The sequence below is a fragment of the Streptomyces zagrosensis genome (assembly GCF_014203645.1).
GTDB classification, from domain to species: Bacteria; Actinomycetota; Actinomycetes; order Streptomycetales; family Streptomycetaceae; genus Streptomyces; species Streptomyces zagrosensis.
The window spans coordinates 38,257-61,804 of the sequence record NZ_JACHJL010000020.1; the positions used below are offsets into that span (position 1 = coordinate 38,257).

General features: G+C 73.5%; 21 protein-coding genes. 3 read left to right on the plus strand and 18 right to left on the minus strand.

The annotated features are described in order from the left end of the window. Position 1 precedes the first annotated feature (1 nt). The 14 genes from FHS42_RS29005 to FHS42_RS29070 are packed head-to-tail and all read right to left on the minus strand — an operon-like array spanning position 2 to position 16,432. Entirely contained in the window at positions 2-607 is a 606-nt protein-coding gene (locus tag FHS42_RS29005) for an LOG family protein (RefSeq protein ID WP_184577345.1), read from the minus strand. Continuing rightward, positions 594-1,349, minus strand: a complete 756-nt coding sequence (locus tag FHS42_RS29010; RefSeq protein ID WP_184577349.1) for an SDR family NAD(P)-dependent oxidoreductase — start codon at positions 1,347-1,349, stop codon at positions 594-596. Before FHS42_RS29010 ends, FHS42_RS29005 begins: the two co-directional genes overlap by 14 nt. Continuing rightward, positions 1,346-1,972 (minus strand): class I SAM-dependent methyltransferase, encoded by a 627-nt coding sequence (locus tag FHS42_RS29015; protein WP_184577351.1) that lies wholly within the window; start codon positions 1,970-1,972, stop codon positions 1,346-1,348. The genes FHS42_RS29010 and FHS42_RS29015 overlap by 4 nt, the downstream gene beginning before the upstream one ends. Continuing rightward, positions 1,969-3,051, minus strand: a complete 1,083-nt coding sequence (locus FHS42_RS29020; RefSeq protein WP_312867081.1) for an HAD-IIIC family phosphatase — start codon at positions 3,049-3,051, stop codon at positions 1,969-1,971. The genes FHS42_RS29015 and FHS42_RS29020 overlap by 4 nt, the downstream gene beginning before the upstream one ends. Further along, entirely contained in the window at positions 3,035-4,213 is a 1,179-nt protein-coding gene (locus FHS42_RS29025) for an acyl-CoA dehydrogenase family protein (protein WP_184577357.1), read from the minus strand. Before FHS42_RS29025 ends, FHS42_RS29020 begins: the two co-directional genes overlap by 17 nt. Beyond that, positions 4,210-4,479: an acyl carrier protein gene (locus tag FHS42_RS29030; RefSeq protein WP_184577360.1), complete on the minus strand. Its 270-nt coding sequence runs from the start codon at positions 4,477-4,479 to the stop codon at positions 4,210-4,212. Before FHS42_RS29030 ends, FHS42_RS29025 begins: the two co-directional genes overlap by 4 nt. Continuing rightward, positions 4,476-5,375, minus strand: a complete 900-nt coding sequence (locus FHS42_RS29035) for a 3-hydroxyacyl-CoA dehydrogenase family protein (RefSeq protein ID WP_184577363.1) — start codon at positions 5,373-5,375, stop codon at positions 4,476-4,478. Before FHS42_RS29035 ends, FHS42_RS29030 begins: the two co-directional genes overlap by 4 nt. Continuing rightward, positions 5,368-8,412, minus strand: a complete 3,045-nt coding sequence (locus FHS42_RS29040; protein WP_184577366.1) for a type I polyketide synthase — start codon at positions 8,410-8,412, stop codon at positions 5,368-5,370. Before FHS42_RS29040 ends, FHS42_RS29035 begins: the two co-directional genes overlap by 8 nt. Further along, the gene (locus FHS42_RS29045; RefSeq protein ID WP_184577369.1) at positions 8,409-10,859 is read right to left on the minus strand and encodes a non-ribosomal peptide synthetase; all 2,451 of its coding nucleotides are present in this window, start codon (positions 10,857-10,859) and stop codon (positions 8,409-8,411) included. The genes FHS42_RS29040 and FHS42_RS29045 overlap by 4 nt, the downstream gene beginning before the upstream one ends. After that, the gene (locus tag FHS42_RS29050) at positions 10,856-12,355 is read right to left on the minus strand and encodes an FAD-binding protein (RefSeq protein WP_184577372.1); all 1,500 of its coding nucleotides are present in this window, start codon (positions 12,353-12,355) and stop codon (positions 10,856-10,858) included. Before FHS42_RS29050 ends, FHS42_RS29045 begins: the two co-directional genes overlap by 4 nt. Beyond that, a complete protein-coding gene (locus FHS42_RS29055; protein ID WP_184577375.1) occupies positions 12,348-13,361 on the minus strand; it encodes a phosphotransferase in 1,014 nt (337 codons plus the stop codon). Before FHS42_RS29055 ends, FHS42_RS29050 begins: the two co-directional genes overlap by 8 nt. Further along, positions 13,358-14,611, minus strand: a complete 1,254-nt coding sequence (locus tag FHS42_RS29060) for a hypothetical protein (RefSeq protein WP_184577378.1) — start codon at positions 14,609-14,611, stop codon at positions 13,358-13,360. The genes FHS42_RS29055 and FHS42_RS29060 overlap by 4 nt, the downstream gene beginning before the upstream one ends. Next, positions 14,595-15,566: a transketolase family protein gene (locus FHS42_RS29065; protein ID WP_184577381.1), complete on the minus strand. Its 972-nt coding sequence runs from the start codon at positions 15,564-15,566 to the stop codon at positions 14,595-14,597. The genes FHS42_RS29060 and FHS42_RS29065 overlap by 17 nt, the downstream gene beginning before the upstream one ends. Beyond that, a complete protein-coding gene (locus FHS42_RS29070) occupies positions 15,563-16,432 on the minus strand; it encodes a transketolase (RefSeq protein ID WP_312867083.1) in 870 nt (289 codons plus the stop codon). The genes FHS42_RS29065 and FHS42_RS29070 overlap by 4 nt, the downstream gene beginning before the upstream one ends. Positions 16,433-16,655: 223 nt before the next feature. Here FHS42_RS29070 and FHS42_RS29075 point away from each other — a divergent pair, with 223 nt between their 5' ends. From FHS42_RS29075 to FHS42_RS29085, 3 genes are read left to right on the plus strand one after another with little or no spacing between them, the layout of a single operon-like run. Beyond that, positions 16,656-17,717, plus strand: a complete 1,062-nt coding sequence (locus FHS42_RS29075; protein ID WP_184577384.1) for a Gfo/Idh/MocA family protein — start codon at positions 16,656-16,658, stop codon at positions 17,715-17,717. Between the two features lie 16 nt (positions 17,718-17,733). After that, positions 17,734-18,552: a DODA-type extradiol aromatic ring-opening family dioxygenase gene (locus FHS42_RS29080; protein WP_184577387.1), complete on the plus strand. Its 819-nt coding sequence runs from the start codon at positions 17,734-17,736 to the stop codon at positions 18,550-18,552. Positions 18,553-18,557: 5 nt separating this feature from the next. Next, positions 18,558-18,872, plus strand: a complete 315-nt coding sequence (locus FHS42_RS29085; protein WP_184577390.1) for a hypothetical protein — start codon at positions 18,558-18,560, stop codon at positions 18,870-18,872. 41 nt (positions 18,873-18,913) lie between these two features. On the opposite strand, the gene FHS42_RS29090 is transcribed toward FHS42_RS29085, so the two are convergent. The 4 genes from FHS42_RS29090 to FHS42_RS29105 form a co-directional block, all read right to left on the minus strand. Then, positions 18,914-19,864 (minus strand): aminotransferase class IV, encoded by a 951-nt coding sequence (locus FHS42_RS29090; protein WP_184577393.1) that lies wholly within the window; start codon positions 19,862-19,864, stop codon positions 18,914-18,916. 208 nt (positions 19,865-20,072) lie between these two features. Further along, a complete protein-coding gene (locus FHS42_RS29095) occupies positions 20,073-20,480 on the minus strand; it encodes a winged helix-turn-helix transcriptional regulator (RefSeq protein ID WP_184577396.1) in 408 nt (135 codons plus the stop codon). A 569-nt stretch (positions 20,481-21,049) separates the two neighbouring features. After that, complete coding sequence (locus FHS42_RS29100) at positions 21,050-21,577, minus strand: hypothetical protein (protein WP_184577399.1); 528 nt, start codon at positions 21,575-21,577, stop codon at positions 21,050-21,052. A 162-nt stretch (positions 21,578-21,739) separates the two neighbouring features. Further along, the gene (locus tag FHS42_RS29105) at positions 21,740-22,861 is read right to left on the minus strand and encodes a helix-turn-helix transcriptional regulator (protein ID WP_246495565.1); all 1,122 of its coding nucleotides are present in this window, start codon (positions 22,859-22,861) and stop codon (positions 21,740-21,742) included. Positions 22,862-23,548: the final 687 nt, after the last annotated feature.

Here is a 23,548-nt window from a genome sequence, read left to right on the forward strand (position 1 = left end):
CTCAGCCCGTGGTGGTCGCGGCCAGACCGGGCGCGAGCCCGGCCTCCGCGAGGTCGAGGGCTTCGGCGGGCGTCGCGGCCCGCTGGAACAGGTCCGTGCGGCGGGTGAAGTCCCGCCGGAACAGGTCCTCCACCAGGGTGGTGAACACCCGCCAGTCATCGTCCACGTCCACCAGAACCAGTGGTCCGACCGGCAGCCCCAGCGCTGCCATGGAGATCACCTCCAGCACCTCGTCCAGCGTGCCGTAGCCGCCGGGCAGGGCGATGAAGGCGTCCGAGCGGTCGATCATGACGCGCTTGCGCTCCAGCAGGTCCTCGGTGAGCCAGACCTGCTGCCGGGGCAGTTCGTCACCCATCTCCCGCGCGCGCAGGAACTTCGGGATGACACCGAGGATGTCGCCCCGGTGGCGGGCGGCGCCGTGCGCGAGCGCGCCCATCAGCCCGATGCCGCCCGCGCCGTAGACCAGCCGGTGGCCCCGGCGCGCGATCAGCTCCCCCAGTTCGTCCGCAGCCCGCGCGTAGCGGGGGGTGCGCCCGCCGGAGACACCGCAGAAGACGCACAGGGAGACGCGGGGGCCGCCGGGGCGGCCGGCGTCAGAGATATCCATAGCTGAGCCACCCTCCGTCGACCACGATGGTCTGGCCGTTGATGTAGTCGGCGTCCGGGGAGGCCAGGAAGCGGACCGCGCCCGTGACGTCCTGAGGCCTGCCGCGACGGCCGGCGGGGATGCGCCGGATGATGTCGTCCTCCGCCAGGGCCGCGGGGTGCGGCGTCTCGATCCTGATCATGCCGGGAGCCACCGCGTTGACGTTGACCCCGGCCGCGGCCCACTCCACCCCGAGCACCCGGGTGAGCTGGGTGACCCCCGCCTTGCTGGCGGCGTAGGCGGCCCGCTCAGGGAAGGCGGTGAAGGACAGCAGCGAGGCGAAGTTGACGATCTTGCCGCGGCCCCTGGCCAGCATCGGACGCCCGAAGCTCTGGCAGCACTGGAGGGTGCCGAGCACGTTGGTCGCAAGCAGGGCGCGGGCTTCTGCCGGCGCGTAGTCGGCCGAGGCACCCATCGTGAACACGCCGGCCGCGTTGACCAGGACGTCGGCCGTACCGAAGGCGTCGGCGACGCACCGCTGGGCGTCGGCCACCTGCGCCTCGTCCGCCACATCGCAGGTGACCGCCAGGTGCTTGCCGCCCGTCTCGGCGAGTTCGGCGTGCACGGCGCCCAGTTGGGAGGTGGTGCGGGCGATGATGGCCACGTCCGCGCCCTCGGCGGCAAAGCCGAGGGCCACCTGCCGGCCGATACCGCGCCCACCGCCGGTGACCACGACGCGGGCGCCGGCGAACCGCTCGCTCATCGGCGGGCCCGGAACTGGCCGATCCAGTGGATCTGGTCGGGCTTGTCGGCGGTGGGCAGGTTGCGGTACAGACGCAGGTCGACGCAGTCGAAACGCCCGGAGTCGAAGGTGGCCAGGATCTCGGCGCTGGTCACTCGGCGCGGCCCGGTGCCGGCGACCATGTGGTCGGAGAAGGAGTTGAGGACGAACAGGCCGCCCGGCCGCAGCAGGCGGTGCACCTGCCCCGCGTAGGCGGCCCGGGCCTCGTCGCGCATGTTGTGGAAGACGAACGAGTCGGTGACGACGTCGGCCAGCCCGTCGAGCAGCGGCACGTCCAGTACGTCACCGTGGACGAAGTCGACCTCCACGCCGGCCAGCGCGGCCCAGGCGCGCGCTCGCTCCAAGGCCGCCGCCGACAGGTCGACGCCGGTGACCTTCATGCCCTGGGCGGCGAGGAAGACGGCGTCGACGCCGGGGCCGCTACCCAGGTCCACGACGCAGTCGCCGCGCCGGATCACGCCGTCGATGACCAGCTTGACCAGTTCCGGGCCGGGCGCCGCGGTGAACCATGACAACTCGGCCAGGGGTGCTTCGGCGTAAATGGTGGAGAAGCGGTCGACCCAACTGTCGGTGAACGCCTTCATGAGGGGACCTCCATGCCTTCGGTGGTGGGGGTTTCCGGCGCCGCCTCGACGCGCAGGTCGACATAGGCAGGCGGGGTCAGTTCGGCCGGGTCGGGCAGTTCAAGGACGACGAGCCCGTCGGCCGTGGTCTCGGTGGTCCGGAAGCCGAGGAAGCGGTAGGTGAGGCGCATCTGCCGGTTGCGCTCGGTGGGCCGGAAATGGGCGCGCAGCCCGGCCCCGTCTGCCGCGGCCAGCTGGCCGACGGCGGCGAGCACGGCAGTGCCGATGTTGCGGCCCAGAACCCGGCAGGACATCAGCAGCAACCGGACGGTCCAGTCCGGCGGCGCGGCGTCGATCACCGCGAGCCCGATGGTGCCGTACGTCCCGAAGGCGTCCTCCAGCTCCGCCACCAGCACCCGGTGGCTGCCGTCCCGGCACAGCGCGGCCAGTTCCGCTTTGTTGAAGGTGATGCCGGTGGTGTTCAGTTGGTGCGTGCGCTGCGTCAGTTCGGCCGCCCGCACCAAGTCGGGCGCGGTGGCGGGGCGGATGGTGAGCCGCATGCGCAGCGAGCGCAGGAACTCCTCGGCCGGGCCGGTGAACGCGGCCTCGTGGTCTCGGCGGCACTGCTCGGCCCGGTAAAGCTGACGGCGGCGCGCGGCGTCGGGGGTCACGCTGGCGGGCAGCACCCGGCCCTGGTCGACCAGCTCGTGCAGCCGCCCCGGAGTCACGCAACCGACCTCGGGCAGTTCGCTGGCGACCTCGGCGCGCTCGAAGTCCGAGTCGTCCACGAACAGCACGGCCGAGGGTGCGATGTCCAGGGCCCGTACGACCGCGCCCACCGACGCGGACTTCGCGGCCCAGCCGATCTGCGGGTACAGGAAATACTCGGCGAGGCCGGTCTCCTCCAGCACGGCCAGGGCTGGTTCCTCGTCGTTGCGGCTGGCCACCGACTGGAGGATGCCGTGGGTGTCCAGGCGGCGGACGAGGTCGCGGTTGCGCCGCGGGACGCTCAGCGTGTCGCCTTCGATCAACGTACCGTCCCACAGGGTGTCGTCGAGGTCCCAGATCACGCACTTGACCAGCTCAGGCAGTTCGGGCACGGTCGTCTTCCTCCTGGGCGCGCACCGCGCCATCGGCGTGCGGGGCGGCCCCGCGGGCCTGGTTCACCACGGCGGCGCCGATCAGGTCCTTGAGCACCTCGGTCGGCCCCTCGATTACCTGATAGGTGCGGGCGGCCTGGTCCAGCCGGGTCAGCCGGTGCTCCTCGGTCAGACCGCCGGCGCCCAGCACCCGGGAGGCGTGGGCGGTGGCCAGCGACGCCGCCTGAGCGGCCCCGAACTTGGCCCGACTTGCGGCCAGGGCCGCCGCGGGCTCCGCGCGGTCCAGGGTGTCGGCGGCCGAGCACACCGTGTGCCAGGCGGCCTCGGCGGCGACGGACGCCTCGGCGAGCAGGGCGCGCACCAACTGGCGGCAGCCGAGCGGTTTACCGCCCACCACGCGCGCGGCGGCGTGCGCGGCGGCCAGCCCGATCGCCGCTTCGGCCACCCCGACCGCCGCCGCAGCGACGAATAGCCGCCCCACGGTCAGGCAGTCGGTCGCCACGTGCGGGACGCCGAACCCCGGCCGTCCGACCATGGCGGACGGCGGTACGGGGGTGTCGTGGAAGACGACGTCGGCGAGCCGGGAGGCGCGCAGCCCGGTGGTGACCTGCTCCGGGCGGACCCGTGCCCCCGCGCCGACCGGCACCAGGACGCTTGTCCCGCCACCCGCACCGACCCCGAACACCAGCAAGACATCGGCGAGTTGACCGAAGCTGACCCAGCGCTTGCGTCCGGTGACCAGGAACTGGCCGTCCTGCTCCCGCAGCCGGGTGCGCAGGGCGCGCAGATCGCTGCCGGCCTCCTGCTCGGTGAGGGCGAAGGCACCGAGCAGTTCGCCGCGGGCCAGCCGGGGCAGCAGGTCCTCGCGCAGCTCCGGCCGTCCCCAGCGGCGCACCGCGTGGCACACCATGCCATGCACCACCAGCAGGCTCTGTAGGCTGGGTGAGTGCCCCGCCACCTCGCGGTGTGCCTCCACACTCTCCCGCAGGGACAGCCCGCCGCCGCCGTAGCCGGCGGGCACCGTGAGGCCGAGCAAGCCGTGTGCGGCCACCGCGCGCACCCCCGCCCGGTCCACGGCGCCGGCCCGCTCCCAGGTGTCGGCCGCGGCGGGTAGGTCGTCGGGCAGCCGGTGATGCGAGCGGTCGCGGGAGGCGCCGGTCATCGCAGCCCCAGCTTTCCGGTGACCAGGCCGACGAGCCCGTCGATGGTGTCGAAGTGGCGCAGCTCCAGGTCCTCGTCCTCCACCTGAAGCCCGAAGGCCCCCTCCACGAAGGCGACCATCTGGACGGCCGCGATGGAGTCCATGACGTGGTCGGTGATCAGCGGCTGGTCGTCCGCGATGTCGGGCAGGCCGACCAGGGCGAGAACATGCTCCCGGATGCGCGTGCGGACCTGGTTGTACGTCGCGGTCTGCTGGATGTCGGTCATGCTGAACTCCTGCCGTACGAGAAGAATCCGGCGCCGCTCTTGCAGCCCAGCTCGCCCCGGGTGACGCGTTCGCGCAGCGCTGGGTGGGCCGCGTACTCGGCGGTCCCGTGGTGCTCGCGCAGCACGTCGAGGGTGCGGACGACAGTGTCCAGGCCGATGAGGTCGGCCGTGCGCAGCGGTCCGGAGGTGTGTCCGAGGCAGCCCCTGAACAACCCGTCGACCTGCTGCGGGGTGGCGACCTCCTCGTGCACGAGGGCGGCAGCCAAGTTGACCATCACCATGAGCACCCGGTTGACGACGAAACCGGCGGCGTCCTGCACGACGAACCACTCCTTGCCCATAGCGCGGAGGAGTCCGGTGATGGCGGCCATGGCCGAGGGCGAGCTGAGCGGTCCGCGGACGATCTCGACCGTGCCGATGCGGTCCACGGGGTTCATGAAGTGCGCGCCGACCAGCCGGCCGGGATCGGCCAGCGCCGGGGCCAACAGGCCGATGGGGATCGCCGAGGTGTTCGCCGCGATGGCGACCTCGGGCCGCAGCACCCGGTCGAGCTCCCGGTACAGGGCGGACTTGGCGGTCTGGGACTCGGTGATGTTCTCCACCACGAGGTCGGCGTCGGCCAGTGCGTCGAGGTCGGTGGTCATGGTCAGGTCCAGCGGGCTCGCGGGGCCCCGGCCGCCGGTCAGCCGGGCCAGCCGCTGGTGCCTGCGAACGCTGTCCGCGGCGCCGCGCAGGGCTTCGGCCTCGGAGTCGACCAGCGTCACCGGCAGGCCGGTGGACGCTGCGACGGCGTGGGCCACGCTGGAGCCGATGACGCCGGCTCCCACCACGCCGACCGTACGGATCGGCTCGTCGCCGGCGCCGGGCCGGCTCCGCTCGGGGGTGTGCTCAGACACGGGCTTCTCCTCCTTCCGTGAGGGGTGCGCCAGGGGTGGTGGTGGCATCGTCTTCGGACAGCCACCGCGCGACTTCTCGGACCATCCCGGCGAACCGCGCCGAGGCGAACACCACCGGTGAGGGCACCGACCGACCGGTCAGCCGCTGGAGGCTGGAAATCAGATGAACGCCCATCAGGGAGTCGCCGCCCAGATGGAAGAAGTGGTCGTCGGGGTGGACCTCGCGCAGGCCGAGCAGGGCTCGCCACTGCTCACGCAGGTGCTCCTCCAGCGTGCCCGCGATGGCCGACGCCCGGTGCGGGCCGGGGCCCGAATCCGCTGGCGGTGCGGCCCCGGGGGCGGCGCCGGTGGGGAGCGGCGCGGTCTCGGGGGCCGCAAGTGCAAGGTCCGTGGCGGGGGGCGCGGTGTCGGGCAGGAACCGGCGCCGGTTCAGCTGCGGCCTCGGCAGCGCGTGCTTGGCGCGGCCGGGGCCGTGCAGTGCGGTCCACCGCGTCTCCACACCCTGCAGCCACAGCCGCCCCAGCGCCTCCAACAGCGTCTGCCGGTCCGTGACCTGCTCGTAGGACTGGCGTACGGTGCGTACCACGACGGCGTCCGGGTCGGCCTGTAGCACCCAGGGGCGCGCGGTGCCGGGTCCAACCTCGATCAGCACTCGCACGCGGCTCAGCGCGAGGGCGGCGGCGTCGCGGAAGCGGACCGTGCTGACCAGGTGCCGGCGCCAGTACTCGGGGTCGATCACCTGCTCGTCCAGCCACCGGCCCAGCACGCTGGAGGCCAGCGGAATGCTGGGCGCCCGCAGGTCGACGCCGCGCAGGTCGTCCCCCAGCCGCCGGGCCGCCTCCTCCAGTTGCGGGGTGTGGAAGGGGTGCGAGGTGTCGACCGGTAGTACGGAGAACCCCTCCCGGCGCAGCGTGTCGGCCAGTGCGTCGACGCGCTCGGGTCGGCCGGAGAACACGCAGTGCATGGGGCCATTGTCCGCAGCGAGCCAGACGCCGTCGGTGGCGAGGTGCGCCACCTGAGCGGCCGACGCCAGCACCGCGAGCATCGCGCCGGGGCCGGCGAGGGTGACCAGGTCCGCCCGCCTGGCCACCGCCGCCATGGCGTCCTCCACACCGATGACGCCGGCCAGCGCGGAGCCGACCCACTCCCCCAGGCTGTGCCCGACCAGGACGGCCGGCCGGATGCCGAGGTCCATCAAGGTGGCGGCCAACGCGTGCTCGAAGCAGAAGAGGCCGAGGTGCACCTCGCGCAGCCGGCGGTGGTCGGGGCCGACCGGGGTGCGGCGGCGCAGCAGCGCCCGCAGGTCCACCCGGTCCACTCCGGGGTGTGCCGGGGCTGGCGGCGCGGCGCCGGTCCCGGCGAACTGCACGCCGACCGCGCCGCCGGTGAGTTCATCGGCGATGTCCAGCAGGGGGGCCAGACGGCGGGCGAAGAGCGGTTCGGTGGCCGCGAGCCCGGCGCCCATGCGCGGGTAGTGGCTGCCGATGCCGGGCAGCAGGAAGCCGACCTGCGGGGGGTGTGCCGGAGCCGTGGCGCTCTGCCCCCGGGTCCGGTCGGACCCGAACGCGGCCTGCGGGGCGGCGGGGTCGTGGACGACGGCGAAGCGGCGCCGGCTGAGCCTGCGACGGCCCACCTGCGTGGTGAGGGCCAGGTCGGCCAGGTGGTCCGGGGGCACCGCGGCGACGGCCCGGCCGAGGGCGTCGGCGTCCTTCTCCAGGGTCTCCTCGCGGTGGCTGGAGAGCAGCAGCAGTTGCTCGCGTACGGGTGCGGGAGCGCACTCGGTGCTCGGCGCGGCCTCCAGCACCAGGTGGCAGTTGGTGCCGCCGAGCCCGAAGGCGCTCACGCCCGCGCGGCGCACCCCGTCCGGCCGCGCCGTCCACTCCCTGCCCCGGTTCAACGGGGTGAGGGTCGATGAGCGGCGGGCCAGGTCGGCCGGGAGCGCCTCGAAGTGCGGGGTGGGCACCCACTGCCGGTGCCGCAGGCACAGCACGGCCTTGGCGAGGCCGGCGAGGCCGGCGGCCTCCCTGAGGTGGCCCACGTTGGCCTTGACGGCCCCGACCCGCAGCCGGTGGCCGGCGGGTGCGAAGACCTCCGCCAACGCCGCCCACTCGGCGGCGTCACCGAGCAGGGTGCCGCTGCCGTGCGCCTCCACGTAGTCGATCTGCTCCGGCGCCAAGCCCGCGACCTGGAGGGCGGCCCGGACGACATCGCGCTGGGCGGCGGAGGAAACATTGGCGAAGCCGGACTTGGCGGCCCCGTCGTTGTTGACCGCCGAGCCCCGCACCACGGCCCAGATGTCGTCGCCGTCGGCCCGGGCGTCGGCCAGGCGCTTGAGGACCACGGCCCCGGCGCCGTCGCCGGGCACGGTGCCGTTGGCGCCCCGGTCGAAGGGCCGGCAGACACCGTCCGGGGAGCCGATGCCGCCGCTGGGCGCCGCGTAGCCGCGTGGGGTTGGCACCCGCACCGCCGCGGTGCCCGCGATCGCCGCGTCGCAGCCGTAGGTCAGCAAGTCCTGGCAGGCCAGGTGCACCGCGACCAGCGAGGTGGAGCAGGCCGACTGCACGGTGAGCGCGGTGCCGGTCAGGCCCAGCCGGTAGGCGACGCGGGTGGCGGCGTAGTCGCGCCCGTTGGTGATCTCCAGTGCCATCTCGTCCACTCCCGGCCGGCCGGCCAGGGCGTGTGCCACCCAGCGCTCGTAGTCGTTGCGGCCGACGCCGGCGTACACGCTGACCGGGCCGGTGCGGGCCGGGTCCAGGTGGGCCGCGGCCAGCGCCTCGTCCACGGTCTCGAGGAGCAGCCGCTGCTGCGGGTCGATGAGCAGCGCCTCGGCCTCCGAGATGCCGAAGCGGTCGGGGTCGAAGTGGCCGGCGGCGGCCAGTGCCCCGTAGGCGGGCACGTACGCGCCGCTGACCGGACCGCGCCGGGTGATCCAGGTGGTGCCGGCGCGCAGCCCGTCCCAGTACTGGTCGATGTCGTCGCTGCCGGGCAGCCGAACGGCCATGCCGACGATGGCGACGGCCAGGTCGTCGGCGCTCACCGGGCCTCCTCCGCTCCGGGCTCGGCGCCCGCGCCGGCACGCCGGTCCCGCAGGGCGGCGCGCTGCCGCAGCAGCGCCGACCTGCGCTCCGTCGCCGCCTTCTGGGGCGGCGCCGACTGGCCGGGCTCGGTGCCGTCGTCGGCCAGCAGGGCGGCGACGCCGCGCGGGGTGGCCGCGCGCAGCACGTCGGCCAGGTCGACCTCCCCACCGGCGTCGGCCTCAACGGCGCCGCGCAGCAGCATCAGGCGCAGCGAGTCCCCGCCGAGTGCGAAGAAGTCGTCGTCGAGTCCCACCGTGTCCAGGCCCAACACCCGCGCGAACAGCTCGGTGATCCGACGTTCGCGGGCGGTGCCGGCCGGTGCGTAGGGCACTGCCAGGTCCGGGCGCCGGCGGTGGTCTACGCGCAGTGCCGCGCGGTCGACCTTGCCGCTGTCGAGCAGGGGTAGCGCGGGGACGAGCGTGAGGTAGCCGGGCACCATGAAGTCCGGCAGTCGCCCGGCGATGAACTCGCGCAGCTCCCGCATGCCGGGCTCACCGTCCCGGGCCACCACGTAGGCGACCAGCGTGGCGCCCTGGTCCGGGTCGGCGATCCCGGTAACGGCGGCGTTGGCGACCGCGGGGTGCGTGCGCAGCACGATTTCCACCTCGGCGGGCTCCACGCGCTGCCCGCGCACCTTAACCTGGGCGTCGTCGCGGCCCAGGTACTCCAGTTGGCCGTCGGGGCGGTGCCGGGCCAAGTCCCCGGTGCGGAACAGCCGCGGCGGGCCGTCCGCGTCGAGGGTGTTGGGCACGAAGCGGTCGGCCGTCAGGTCCGGTCGGCCCAGGTAGCCGTCGGCCAGTCCGGGGCCGCCGGTGTGGATCTCGCCGATCACGCCGGGCGGTACCCGGCGGCCGTGCCGGTCGCACAGGTGGACCCGCATGTCCAGTGGCCGGCCGATCACCGTGCCGCCGTCGCTGCCCTGCGCCTGGGTGGTGACCGGCCCCTGCCGGTGGCTGACGTAGTCGGCCTCGGTGAGTGTGTAGGTGTTGTGCACCGCGAAGCCGCAGTCGCGCAGCCGGGCCTCCAGGTCGGCGCCGAGCGCCTCGCCGCCGACGAACACGTGCCGCAGCCGGGACGCCCGACGGAACTCCGGCTGCTCCAGCAGCAGGCGCAGCATGGACGGTACGAAGCTGACGGTGGTGACGCCCTCCTGGTCGATGAGCCGGGCCAGTGCGCGGTCGTCGCGCTCGGCGCCGGGGTCGACGACGACTGCGGTCCCGCCGCTCGCCAGCGGCCAGATGAACTCGCGGAAACTGACAGGTGACTTCAGCAGGTGCCGGTCGTCCGGCCCCATGTCGTACAGCCGTTGTTCGAGGAAGATCCGCGAGGTATGCATCCGGTGCGGGCGCAGGACGCCCTTGGGCTCGCCGGTGGATCCCGAGGTGAAGATGACGTACGCGGTGGAGCCCGCGTGGGCGATGTCGTCGGGTGGCTCGGTGTCCTCGTCCGGGTGGGCCAGCAGCGCCTCCACCGACAGCGCGTGCGGCCCGGCGGTACCGGGGTGGCCCGACGCGGTGCGCAGCACGGCCACGGGCCCGGTCTGGCGGAGCATGGTCGCGGCGCGGGGCGCTGGCAGGGCGGGGTCGAGGTAGACGAAGCCGGCGCCGGCCTTGAACACGCCGAGGATCGCGGCGAACAACTCCAAGCCCCGCTCGCCGGAGAGCACCACCAGATCGCCGGGGACACAGACCGCGGGGCGCAAGCGTCGGGCGAGTGTGTCGGAGAAACGGTCTAGGGTCGCGTAGGTCAGGGAGCGCCCGCCGTGCACGAGTGCGGTGTGGCCCGGTGTGTGAGCCGCCTGCTCGCGGAACATCCGGTGCACGGTGGTGTCCGGCCAGCGGGGTGCGGGCGGTTGGTATGCCTCCAGCGCCTCCCGTTCAGCGGGCAGCAGTAGTTCGCAGGAGACCACCGGGGCCTCGGGGCGCCGGGCGGCCGCGCCGAGCAGGAGCAGCAGGTGTTCGGCCATGCGGCGGGCGGTCGGCGTGTCGACGGCGCGGTGGTCGTGGTGGACGCGGAGCGTTCCGCCGTCGGCGGCGACCGCCCACACGACCCCGTCCGGGGCCGTCGGCGGGTTTGCGGCATCGGCGAGGAGGACGGCGAGGCACGGTTGGTGGGGGAAGTCGGTCCGGCTCCCGCCGGTGTGCGGCGGGGTGCGGATTAGGTCGGCGAAGGTGGTGTGCGCGGTGCGGGGCGCGATCGTGTACCGCACCGCGGTACCGCCGGCGATGCCGAGCACGGGCCAGGCGATCTGGTAGCCCTCCTGGAGGGCGGCCAGGAAGTTCACCAGCAGCGGCGCGGTGTCCGGACGCCCGGCGAGCAGGCCGGCGGGCCCGGCGGACAGCGGCAGGGTGAGGGTGCGGAGGCGCGCGGGGCCGGCGGGGCGCACGCGCGGCAGGGTGAGCGTCACCGCCGGCCTCCCGCGGTGAGCGGCACGTGGCGGGTGATGGCCGAGTCGGCAGCGGCGATGCCGGTGGCCGCCCCGTAGGTGATGCCGATGATCTTCGAGGAGGAGTCGCCGGTGAAGTAGAGGCCGGGGACGGAGGACTCCATGTCGTGAGTGAGGGCCAGGTCCGGGAAGAGTCGCTCGACCACCGGAGCCGCGACCGTCGCGGAGCCGGGGATCATGCCCGGGTGCAGCGCGTTGAGCCGCTGGACCATCTCCAGCACGTCGCGCACGATCGGCTCGGGCAGGCAGCCGCGCAGCGGGGCGTGGGTGTAGTCGATGAGGCTGGTGGACGGCGGGCCCGGTGGCGCCGGGCGACCGGCCAGCTCGTCCACCGTGCACACCACGGGCCGGCCGCCGCCGCGCTCGGCCACCCGGCGGGCGAACCGGCGGGCGTAGGCGGTGCCGTCCTCTCCCTCGGGGACGTCGACGGTGGTGAGGATGCCCATGTTGGACCGAGACGTCGGCTGGTTGAGGCAGTGCTGGCCATCGAGGGCCACGGCGTCCAGGAAGGCGTACTGCATCACCCGGCCGCCCTCGCACACGCAGAACGTGCGCACCGACTCGCCGCGGTCGTTGAGGAAGGACAGCTTGGGGTTGTGGCACCCGTCCAGGAGCGCGGCCATGTCGGCGCGGCCGGTCTCCAGCCGGACCCCGACGTCCACCCGGCGTGTCGGGCGGTGGGCGACGCGCTGGTCGCGCACCAGGTCACCGACCCAGGGCAGGCCGAGCTTGCCGGTGGCCACCACCACGGCGGCGGCCCGCAGGCGCGCCCCGCCCCCCGGGGTGGTCGCGGCCACCTCGAACCCGCCGTCGGGTAGCGGGCGCACCCGCGTCGCGGTGTGGCGCAGCAGCACCCGGCTGCCGGCGGCCTCCAACTCGGCGCGGAGATTGGCGATGACGGTCAGGGCGACGTCGACGGTAACGCTCTGCGAGGGCGCGGTGTCGACGTGCTGGAAGACCTCCGGCGCGCCGGAGGCTGCCGGGTCGCCGGCGGTGGCCGACGGCCGCGCGGCCTCGGACGCCTCGGCCCTGGGCAGCCCGAGCCCGAAAAGGATGTCGTACACCTCGGCGACGAGTCGGCGGGCGCGGTCGAAGGAGCCGAGGGCGCGTTCGAGTCCGCTGTAGGAGCGGGAGGTGCCGTCCTCGGCGGCCTCGATCTTGGACCGGGTCAGCGCGGAGATGTAGCCGAGATTGGTGTCGAAGTGGAAGGCGGCGCCGCCCAGTCCGGTCAGGCAGTCGCAGCGCGGGCACTGCAGGCGGAACTTCTCCGCGTCCCGCACGGTACGGCCGCGCAGCCGGGCGCTGACCCGCGGGCACAGGCTCTCGCCCATGTCGCCGCCGGCCTCCAGGACGACGGCCCGGTGGCCGGCCCTGGCCACCCGCAGCGCGGCGAAGAGGCCGGCCGGGCCGCCGCCGATGACCAGGACATCCGTGTCGTGTGAGGTCGGGTCAGGCATCGAGGCTCCTCGTCAGGGACGGACGGGTGCTCAGGTAGCGGTCGGCGAACGTGCGGTAGAACATGCCGGAGGTGTCGCGCCCCTCCGCGGTGATCCGCTCGATGAGCCACTGGCACATCAGGGGTGTGAGGTCGGCGACGCTGGCGGGGCGCTGTCCGGTGGCGGTGGCGTAGTGGGTCAGGGCCCGGCCCAGCACCGCGCGAAACCAGTGGTCGCTCTCGAAGACCTGGTCGTACAGCCAGTCGAAGCCGCGCTCCGGGTAGTCGGGGAAGACCAGCAGTCCGCAGGTGAGGAGTAGGTTGACCACGTCGATGCCGGCGACGCCCACCGGCCGGTAGTCCTCGAAGTCCAGGAGCCGCACCGTCCCGTCGTCCACGTCGTAGCGCACGTTCCACGGCCCGAGGTCGCCGTGGGTGCGGGCGAGCAGGGCTGCGCGCAGCGCGCGGTCGGCGTGGGCCGCGCCGAACTCGGGCCGCCGCACGTACTGGGCCGCCGCCTGGTGCGGAGTCAGCGCCGGGGCGTTGTCGTCCAGCGGGGCCAGGTGCAGGGTTGCCACGCTGTCCACCACCGGCCGCAGCACCCGCCAGCACGCGTCGGGTCCCGCGGTGAGGCCTGGCACGGCAGGCAGGTCGCTGCCGCCGAGGTAGGTCATGGTGAACCCGCCGCCGAGCCGGTCCAGCGGCGCGGGGTGGGCCAGGGGGAACGAGGGGTGCAGCCCGCTCAGCACCTCGAACTCGTAGGCCAGTTTGGGATCGTGGGCGGACAGCGGCACCTTGGCCACAGCGGCCGGGGTACCGGCCACATCTAGCCGTACGAACAGCCGGCGCCGGGACTTGCGCGCCCCGGCCGGAATCCAGACGCGCACATCCAGGTCGTGTGGTGCGGGCGCCGGCGCGCCGGTACGGGCCCGATGGGCGCGGAGCATCTGACCGGCCACGGTGTCGATGTCGATGCCGTGGCGCTCGGCCTCGGCCCGTTCGGCGCTCGGGTGGGTGGTGTCGGTCATCGCTCCGCCGCCTCCAGCAGTGTCATGTCCAGGTCCGCCAACAGCGAGGTCAATGGAGGCCCGTCGAGCAGGTCGGCCAGTTCGTCCATCGCATCGTCGCGCTGGCTAGCGGTCAGGGCCCGGTAGGCACCGAACCGGTCACCCAGATGGGCGCGCAGCCGCTGGTAGCGAGGCTCGTCATCGACCAGCTCGCGGGTAAGCCGGTCCAGCTCGCGGGTGCCCTCCAGGTCGTCCTCGGGGACCTCGAACTCCGGGCCACACCGGCGCAGGCTCGCGGCGTGCCGCCCCACGGCCGTGTCGGCGACCATGCGCCGGTTGACGATGTGGCCGTAGTGCTGCTCGGGCAGCAGGAAGGGCATGCGGCGGACGATGACTGCCTCGTGCAGCGACGTCAGGCTCGGCGGCACCGCGTACAGCGCCGTGGCGGCCAGTTGGTCCAGGAACTCCCGGTGCGGCAGGAACCGGAACTCCACCCGTACGTCGCCGACGCGGATCGTCTCCGGCCGGGCGAACGCGCCGCAGCACGCCAGAATGTGGCCGAGTTCGGGCATGTCCCGGGCGAGGTCGACCACCCAGCGCTGGACCAGGTCCAGGTAGGCGTTGCGCGACTCGTAGTCGAGGTAGAAGTTCTTGAAGCCGCCGAGGTTGATCAGCAGTCCCGCACCGTCGCCGCGCGGGGGCACGGTCCGCAGGGCGCGCAGGGTGGTGGTGTCCACGATGGGACCGCACAGCCGGACGTGGTCGGCCCCGACGGCGGCCAGTTCGGCGATGCGCTCGCGCACGCCGGGGAAGTTCTGCACCAAGGATCTGGTGGCCAGCAGGTGGGCGACGAGGATGCGCTCGTGCGGGGCCAAGCGCTGGTAGGCACTCCAGGCGGTGGCGGTGTCGGCCTGGCGCACCAGTCGGGCGCACCGGGCGAGTTCGGCGAAGGTGAGCCGGGTGGCCCAGAAGTGCAGCAGGCTGTCGAAGAACACCACCCGGCGCTGCTGGCGTACCGCCCAGAACACCAGGTCGGCGTCCATAACGCTGAGCACCAAGTCGGCGTCGACCAGTCGGTGGGAGATCTCCGTGCCGTGCGCGGTGTCGCCGGCGGTGACGCGGCCGAAGCGGTCCGCGTGTCGTCGGACGAAGTCCAGGGCGACCCCCTGGCCGACGAAGTCGACCGTGCCGCCGCCCACCATGGTGGTGACCGCCACGAGTTTGGACACCGGCCCGAACCCGCAGGCCTGGGCGCTAGACAGGATCTTCATGGTCACCTTTCCGGATGAGGGTCCGCGTGAGGGCGGACGTGATCGCGCTCCGGTCCACGCCGTAGAAGGCGAGTAGTTCCTCGTGCGTCCCCACCGGCGGGTAGCGGTTGTCTACGCACAGTCGGGTCACCCGGGCCGGCGGGCCGCCCACCGCGGTGGCCACCCGGTCCCCGAGCCCGCCCGGGCCCGCCGCCTCCTCGGCGGTGACGACGAGCGGGTAGTCCCGGGCGAGCTTGTGCACCTGCTCGACCGGGAAGGGGCGCAGGCAGGTGACGGCGGCCACTGCGACGTCCAGGCCGGCGCCGGCGCAGTGCTCCGCCGCCGCCAGGGCCTCGGCGACGCACCGCCCGGTGGCCAGCACCAGGGCGTCCCTCCCGGCGCGCAGAGTGCGGACGGCGCGCACGTCACCCGGTTCCCCGGGGTCGATGACCGGAGGGTCCTCGCGCGCGGTGAGCCGGATGTAGGCCGGCCGGCCCGGTGGCAGGCAGGCGCGCAGCACGTGCGCGGCGTCGGTCGCGTCGGCCGGGCAGTAGATGTCCATCCGCGGCAGCGCGGACATCAGGGCGATGTCGTCGACCGCGTGGTGGGTGGGGCCGAGCGGGCCATAGCTCAGCCCTCCGCCGACGCCGAGCAGCACTATCGGCAGGCCGGGCAGCGACACGTCTAGCCGGAGTTGCTCGTAGGCGCGCCGGATAAGGAACGGGGCCATCGCGCCCACCACCGGGCGCCAGCCGGTGCGGGCCAGCCCGGCCGCCATCGCCACGAGGTTGGTCTCCGCGATGCCCGCCTCGACGTACCGCCGCGGGTCGGCGCAGATGACGGGGCCGAAGAGGGCCTGCCCGTCGGCGCCGGCGGTGATGACGTCGGGGTGCGAGCGCACCGCCGCCGCAATGACGGGCGCGCACGCCGCGCGCATCGACGCCGGCCGGGCACCGGCCGCGCCGCGCGCGCTCACGCCCCCACCACCTGCGGACGGGCTGCAGCGCGCGCGACCAACTCCTTTGTCGCCGTGCTCAGTTGCTCGGCGGTCAGCCGCCCCATGTGCCATCCGGGGTCGTTCTCCATAAAAGACACCCCCCGGCCCTTGACGGTGTGCGCCAGCAGCACCCCCGGTCCGGGGCCGTCGAGAAGAGCGGTGACGGAGGACCGCACGGCGGCCGGGTCGTGGCCGTCGGCCTCCGCCACGGACCAGCCGAACGCCCGCCACTTGTCGGCCAGGGGTTCGAGCCGCAGCACGTCCTCGGTCCAGCCCTCCTGTTGAAGGCCGTTGCGGTCCACGACGGCCACCAGGTTCGCCAGTCGGTGGTGCGCCGCGAACTGGGCGGCCTCCCAGTTGGTGCCCTCGTCCAGCTCGCCGTCGCCGGTGACGACCACGACCCGGCCGGGCCGGCCGGCGAGCCGGGTGCCCAGCGCCATGCCGCAGCCCAAGGAGAGGCCGTGGCCCAGCGCCCCGGTCGCGGCCTCGACGCCGGGCAGTCCGTCGGCCGGGTGCCCCGGCAGCCGGTCCAGGTCGCCGGTAAGCACGCCAGATTCGGCGAGCACGGCGTACAGCCCGTAGGCGCCGTGGCCCTTGCTCAGCAGCAGGCGGTCCCGGTCCGGCCAGTCGGGCCGGCCCGGGCGGTCGCGCAGCACCGTCAGCCGGAGTGTGGCCAGCAGATCGATGACGGACAGCGCCGGGCCGACGTGGAGCGGCTTGGCCGCCGCCAGCCGCAGCACCCGCAGGCGGGCGCGGTCAGCGAACGCGAGGACGTCGGCTGGCCCAACCGGTCGGTGTTCCGCTGACGGTGAATGACGGGAAGGCTGCTCGGCGGACGAAGACACCGTGACTCCTCAGACAGGCCCCAACCTTGAGTGCAGCATCAGTGTGGAATTCCGCGAACGGCGCCCACAAGTATGTACTTTGAAGTTCGTGGGTGAATGCGCGAACGGCGGCGAAACGCACTCCGAAGTACGTCGGTGCGCACACGCGCCGCACTGCGTTACTTTCGAAAGGCGACTGACCTACCGCCACGGAATTTCCGTCCGAGCAGTGAGGGATAAAGAAATGACGTCGCCTCTCATTCACGCCATCATCGGCTGCGGCCGAGTGGCCCCAAACCATGTGGACGCCTTCGCGGCGCAGCCGGGCATCTCGGTCAGGTGGGCCTGCGACCGGGACGCCGCCAAGGCCCGGTCGCTGGCCCTGGCCTACGACGTCCCCGCGGTCACCACCAGCGTCGCCGAGGTGCTCGCCGACGCCGAGGTGGACAGCGTGTCGCTGGCCGTGGACCACGCGCAGCACGCCGAGTTGGCCGCCGCGGCGCTGCGCGCGGGCAAGCACGTGCTGGTGGAGAAGCCACTGGCGATGACCGTGGCCGATGGCACCGAGCTGATCGAGTTGAGCGAGCGCGCCGGCCGGGTGCTCTCCGTGGTCTCCCAGCACCGGTACGACCCGCTGGTGCGGGCGGTGCACGACTGGCTCGACAGCGGGCTGCTCGGCCGGCTGGTGTCGGTGCACGCGGTGTTGCAGTGTGGGCGCACCACAACGTACTACCGGGACAGCTACTGGCGTGGGACCTGGTCGGGAGAGGGCGGATCGGCCCTGGTCAACCAGGGCTACCACGCGCTGGACGTGGTGCGTTCGCTGTGCGGCGGGCTGAGCGTGGTGGGCGCCATGACCGGCACCGCCCATCTGCGGGAGGTGATGGAGACCGAAGACACGCTCGCCGCGGTACTCAGCGGGTCCTCCGGCGCCCTGGTGACGTACGGCGTGACGGTGGCGAGCGTGGTGCCCTGGCGCACCCGCGTCACCGTGGTCGGCACGGCGGGCACCGTGGTCTTCGACCTGGACCACCCGGGCACCCTGCACTTCGTGGAGGGCGGTCCGGAGCTGCTGCGGGAGGCGGAGGCGGAGCGGGCGCGGACCACCCGCGAGGAGCCATCGGGCATCGACTACTACGGCATCTCGCACCGCCGGCAGGCGGCCGACTTCTGCCGGGCGGTGCGTACCGGAAGCCCGATGACCGCGAGTGGCCGAGAGGGGCTGGAGACGCTGCGGTTGCTGGCCGACCTGTACCGCACCGGTCGGCGCCACGCGGTGGTGCCGCAGCCGGCAACGGCCGGCTGAACGGGGAGGACGCATCATGGCGCACATCGTCGCCGCGGCGGGAGTGCCGCACACGCCGGTCTTCCCCTCGCTCGCCCGTCAGGACACCGCGGCCGGGCAGGACATCGCCGCCCGCTACGAGGCCGTACGGCGGGTGGTGGCCGGGGCGGACCCGGACGTGGTGGTTGTGCTGAGCTGCGACCACATCAACACCTTCTTCCTGGACGCCTGGCCGACCTTCGCCATCGTCGCCGCCGACGTGGTGAACGGCCCCAATGACGAGGTGCCGGGCGTCGCCACGGCGGAGCTACCGGTGGACGCCCGGGTCGGCCGGCATCTGCACCGGCAGTTGGTCCGCCAGGAGTTCGACCCGGTGCTGTCGCAGGGCTGCACGGTCGACCACTCCGTCGTCGTACCGCTGCACTTCGTCAACCAGGAGCGGGTCCCGGTGGTCCCGGTCTACATAAACGGCATGGTCGGGCCGCTGCCGACCGCGCAGCGCTGCCGCCGGCTGGGCGTCGCCATCCGGCGCGCTCTGGAGGGCCTGCCGGCCCGGCGGGTGGCCGTGGTGGCCAGCGGCAGCTTCTCCCTGGAGGTCGGCGGCCCACGGATGGACCCCGGCCGGCTCTACGGGGTGCCGGACCCGGACTGGGCCGCCCGGGCCGCCGCGCACCTGCGCGCCGGGCGCGTGGAACGGCTGGCCAGCGAGGCGGGCCCGGAGCGGATCGCCCACGCCGGGACAGTGGCCGGCGAGATCCTGCCGTGGATCACCATGGCCGAGATTTGCCGGGAGCTTTCCTGTGCGGTGATGGACCACCGGGCCGGCGAGGGGCACGCCTTCGCCGCGTGGAGCTGAGGCCGGTGTCCGTCTACGAGATCAACCACATCTGCTACCTGGCCTCCCACGACCGGGAGTTCTGCCGGGAGTTGCGCACCGACCCCGTCGGCCTGCTGGCCCGGTCCCGGCTGACGCCCGAGGAGCGGGCGCAGATGCTCGCCGGCGACGTGCGGGCGCTGTACGAGCGCGGCGCCCACCCCGTCCTGCTGGTACGCCTGGGCACCCACCGCCTGTTCGGGCTGACGCCCGAGCTGTACGGGGAGCGGATCAGGCTCGCCACCCGACCGATCGACGAGTGCGACGACGGCCCGGAGTCCGCGGGGCCGGGGGCCGGGTAGCGCCGCACGTCCGGCCGGGCCCGGCCGTCCGGTGCGACCGGTCAGGCACCGGTCTTGATGGGCGTGAGCCACTCCTCGTACGAGGTGACCGCGCCCCGTACCACCTGGTGGTAGAGCTCCTCAAGCTGTCGGGTGATCGGCCCCGCCCGGTGGCCGTCCCCCACCGAAATGCCGTCGATTTCGACCGCGGGCAGGATCTCCGCCGCGGTGCCCATCAGGAAGACCTCGTCCGCCAGGTATAGCTCGGTACGCTCGATCCGCCGGGTCAGGGTCTCCACGCCGGCTTCGGCCGCCAGCCGCAGTACGGTGCGGCGTGTGATGCTGTCTAGCACGCCGCTCGCCAGGTCGGGCGTGGAAAGCACGCCGTCGGAGACCACGGCCAGGCAGGCGCCCGAGCTCTCGGTGACCTCTCCGTTGCCGTTGACGAACACCGGCCAGTCGGCGCCGCGGCTGCGGGCGTCGATGGTGCCGAGGCGGCCGTTGTGGTAGTTGGAGAAGACCTTCATGGTGGCCGGCGAGGCGTTGGCGTTGGTCCGCGGCCACGAACTCACCGCGAGGGTGCAGGTGGTGCCGCGGCCCAACTTGCTGGTGAAGTCCCAGCTATCGATGACCACCTCGGCTGGGGTGCCGGCCGGCACCATCTGCTCGCGGTGCAACCCGACCGCGAAGCCCCAGGGCCTGACGTACACGTCTCGTCCAGGGACGCTTACCCGGGACAGCAGTTCGGCCGCGGCGGCCGTCAGTTCGTCCGCGTCGAAGGCCGGCTGGAGCCGGCTCATCCGCAGCGAGTCGACCAGCCGCCGCATGTGATCGCGGAAGCGGAACCCGAGCAGTTGGCTCCGGTCTGGGCTCCAGTAGGAGTGCACGCCCTCGAAGGCGGCGGAGACCGAGGCGTGTCCCACGGCGTTGACGTGGACCACGGCGTCGTCCCACGGCATGAAGGTGCCGTTCCGCCAGATCACCCGGCCCGGTCGCTCGGCTGGCATCGTCATGAAGATCCCCACTCTCTGAGCGCCAATACGTCTCCCGGCTGGGGAGCGGCGGACGGGCGCCACCGGATATGAAAGGTTCGCGGTCCGACGGGCGGGGCCGGTCCTCTGGATGAGGGAAAGTCGGCGTGTTCGCGGGCACGAAGACGCCGGCCGATTATCGGGTCAAAGAGCGCCGGCGTAACACCCGAGTTCGGAATTTCGCGCCGGGTCACCCGGAGGCGGAAACGTCGGCAGGGTGCGCCCCAGCCGGCACCGGGCTTTCCGCAGCGTGCCGCGAAATGAATTCGGCGCGGGTGCGGATGAGGTACTCCGCGTGCGCCTCGCTCCATTCGTCGACGGTATTGATTAATTCGTGCAGGGACCGGCCCAGTTCCGTCAGCCGGTAGGGCACGAAGCCGCCCCGCTCCGGTCTCTTCGACGAGGTCAGCGGGCCGTTGAGGTATCCGTCGTGCTGCAGACGATGCAGCGTCTCGATGAGCACCTTGTGGTTGATGCCTTCCAGGTGGCGGTGCAGGTCATTGAACCGGCACCGACCGGCCGCCACCGCGCTGATCACCAGCACCGACCAGCGCCCGGACAGGGTGTCCAGGACCCTCGCCAGCGGGCGGGCGGCCATTCGCTGAAGCGCGGGAGCGGGCACCCTTCCGGTTCTTCCCATCCGAATCACTCTCGCTTGGTGGACCGGGCACCTCCCGCCCGGCGTGAGCCGCCAGGCCGTGCCCTCGTGGGGCGCGACACCGGGTCCGCCCGCACGCCGGCCGTCGGCACCGGGCGCGGCGCGGACCGCGGATCGCGCGCTGCCGCCGGTCGCGGGCGCGGGTTCCGTCGCGACAGCCACCGTCGGCGGCGTCTTCCCGGACGCGGCCCGGCCGGGCGCTGTACGGCGCCCTGGCGGTGATCGTGCTCGGCCCGGTTCATCCCCAGCCGGTGTCGTCTTCGCCCGGCCCGGTCGGTGTGAACGAGAGTGGGGCCGGAACGGATACGGTCATCGTGGTTCCCCTCTTTTGCGAATGGCCGGAAGCGGAGCCGACCGTGTCTGCCTGCTCCTTCAGCGTCGCCCGCCACGGCCGGGGGCACCATGGGGCTCCCTGTTCACCAAAGTGCCGCACAGGAAGGCGAGCGAGGCACATAGCGCGGCAAAACGCCGCATACGCGGACGCTTGAGCTTCTCGGGCGGCGGGCGCTTCAGGGTGCGGGCGGGAGCAGTACCCGCAGCACCCGCGCACTGCGGGGCGCCTCGCACCGGCAGTGGCACCACCGGGAGAGGTAGAGCACCTCCCCAGGGCGCAGCCACAGCTCGACGTGGGGGATGCCGCTCGTGCGGGGCCCGACGCGAAAGCGCACGGTTCCCTCAAGCGGCAGCAGCAGGCAGTCGGCGCGCGACGCGTCACCCGCCACCCGCCCGGCCGCTAGAGCACGCAGGGACAGGCGCGCCCAGCGTCCCGTGGTGGCGTCCAGACCGGCGACCATTCGGGCCGACGCGGCGCCGGGCGGGACGGGCCGCCAGCCGGCGGCGGGCCGCGGGTCGCCCGGCGCGTACGCGGGGTCCGCCTCGACTACCGCGCGGCACGCCGCCGCTGGCTCGTCCACCACCGGGTGGGCGCCCTCCGGCCACACCAGCGCGAGGCCGCGCCGCCGGTAGGTCGCCACGCACAGCGCGATGTCCTGGAGGAAGGTCTTCCACTCCCCGTCGGACGCCGCCGTATATCGCAATCCGCACGCCCTTCCGCCACGCGGCCCCGCAACCGGCGGCCGGGAGCCCATCGTCGCGCAGTCGGCGCGGCCGCGTCAGTCACGTATCTGCGGTCCCGTGATCACGTGACACGTCCGGACCGGAGGCCCGGCGCGCCGCGCGGTGCGGTGGGCCGGGGCGGGTCACGCCAGCGCGTCGCCGGGTGACGGCGCCGGGCCGGCCCCGCCCAATCCCCCGGGCGCGCCGTCGTCCTCGGTCAACAGCCCGGCCCGCGCGGCCAGCACGCCCGCCTGGAACCGACTCACCGCGCCCAGGCTCTCCATGATGGCGGCCACGTGTTTGCGCGTGGTCCGCAGCGACATCCCCAGCCGCCTGCTGATGGTGTCGTCTTTGCACCCCGCGGCCAGCAGGCGCACGATGGTGCCGTTGAGCTCTCGCGCCACCTCCTCAAGGCCCTCGGCAGCCGCCTCCGAGAACGGTCTGGCGTAGGCCCAGGCGCTCTCGAAGACGGACCGTAGGTAGGACACGACGGCGCGGTCGCGCACCAGCACCGCCTCCGGGGTGCCTGGCTCGCCGGGGATGACGGCCAGCGCCTGGTCGAAGACGATGAGTCGGCCGAACGGCTCGTGGCTGGTGCGGTACTCGGCGCCCAGTCCGGTCATCACCGACACGTACGCCTGGCTCGGGGCGTTGAAGCGGGCGGTGTGGTGGTAGAGCGTGCGCATCCGCACACCGCGAGCGAGCAGTTCGGTGTCCCGGGTCAGCGCCTCCTCCAGCACCTCTCGGGGCCGGACGCCGCCGGGCTGGCTGCTCAGCACATCATCCCGGCATTCGGCCGACGCCACGTTCAACGCGGCCCTCACATCGGCGACGTCTGGGATGACCTCGATGGACTCGCCGCGCTGCGGCCGGTGTTGCAGGAAGCGCTCACGCAGCCGCCCGAACTCGACCTCTATCCGGGTCAGTCGCTGCTGCTGCGCCAGCATGTCAGCCTGCAACCGGGTGGCCAGCGCGCCGGCCGCCAGTTCGGGGTCGAGGGGGACCAGGGGATCATCCACGCCGCCGGAGTGCAGCAGGCCGAGCGCGGTCAACTCGTCGAGCACACAGCCCGCGCCCTCACTGGTGAGTCCCATCTCGCCGGCCGCCGCCAGACACCCCCTCTTCGTCACCGGCTGCCGCTCCAGAATCCACACGTACACCTGGACGTCGTCGTGGCTGAGGTGGTGGACGGTGGGGATGTTCGGCGAGGCGACCCTCGCCGCCCGCATCTCCCGGCACGCCCTGGTCTCGCGTTGGCTCTTCATGACGTCAATGGCCCATCATCCGTCCCGCTGCCAGAGAAACCCCCGTGTACACATTCGCGAGGCGAGGCCCCGCGCCCCGCGCGGCACCCCGGGGGCACCGCGCGCCCCGCCTTCCCCGCCGTTACGCCGCCACTCGGCCGCCGACGCCGGTCGCGCAGTGCTTCCCGGGAAGCCGTCTCGTCCGAGCGTCGCCCCGGAATATCGGCACTCCGCCCGATGAGAGGGCCCGAAGGCGCGCGCGGGGCGGGCGCAGCGTTCCCTTCCACGAAGTGCCACGCGCGACAGGCCGCGCACAGCGGGCGCGCCGGCGGCCCGGCGGCGGGCGGGAGCGAGCCGGACGGCGCGGCGTCCTCCTCGGGAGACCACCCGACGTGGCGCCGACTCCGGCGTCCACCAGCGCAGTGGGGCCATCCGAAGGAGCCATGCGTCGTCGCCGGGGTCCGGTACGTCTGGCCCACCGCCGCGCCGGAAGGGTGCGCACGCACCGGGCAGCCCGCCGCCTCCCCACAGTGGCCGGTCGGCGAAGGGAAGGTGCCGGCCGCGCCGCGCGGGAGTGCGCCGGACGGCGCGGCCCGCCTCGCGTCCGGTGCTCGGGCTCCGGGAGTAGATCGGCCGCGCGTTCGGTCTCCGTTCGGCCCGCAGCTGCGCGCTCGGCGGCCCCCGAGCGCGCCGGTATGGTTGGCGGCG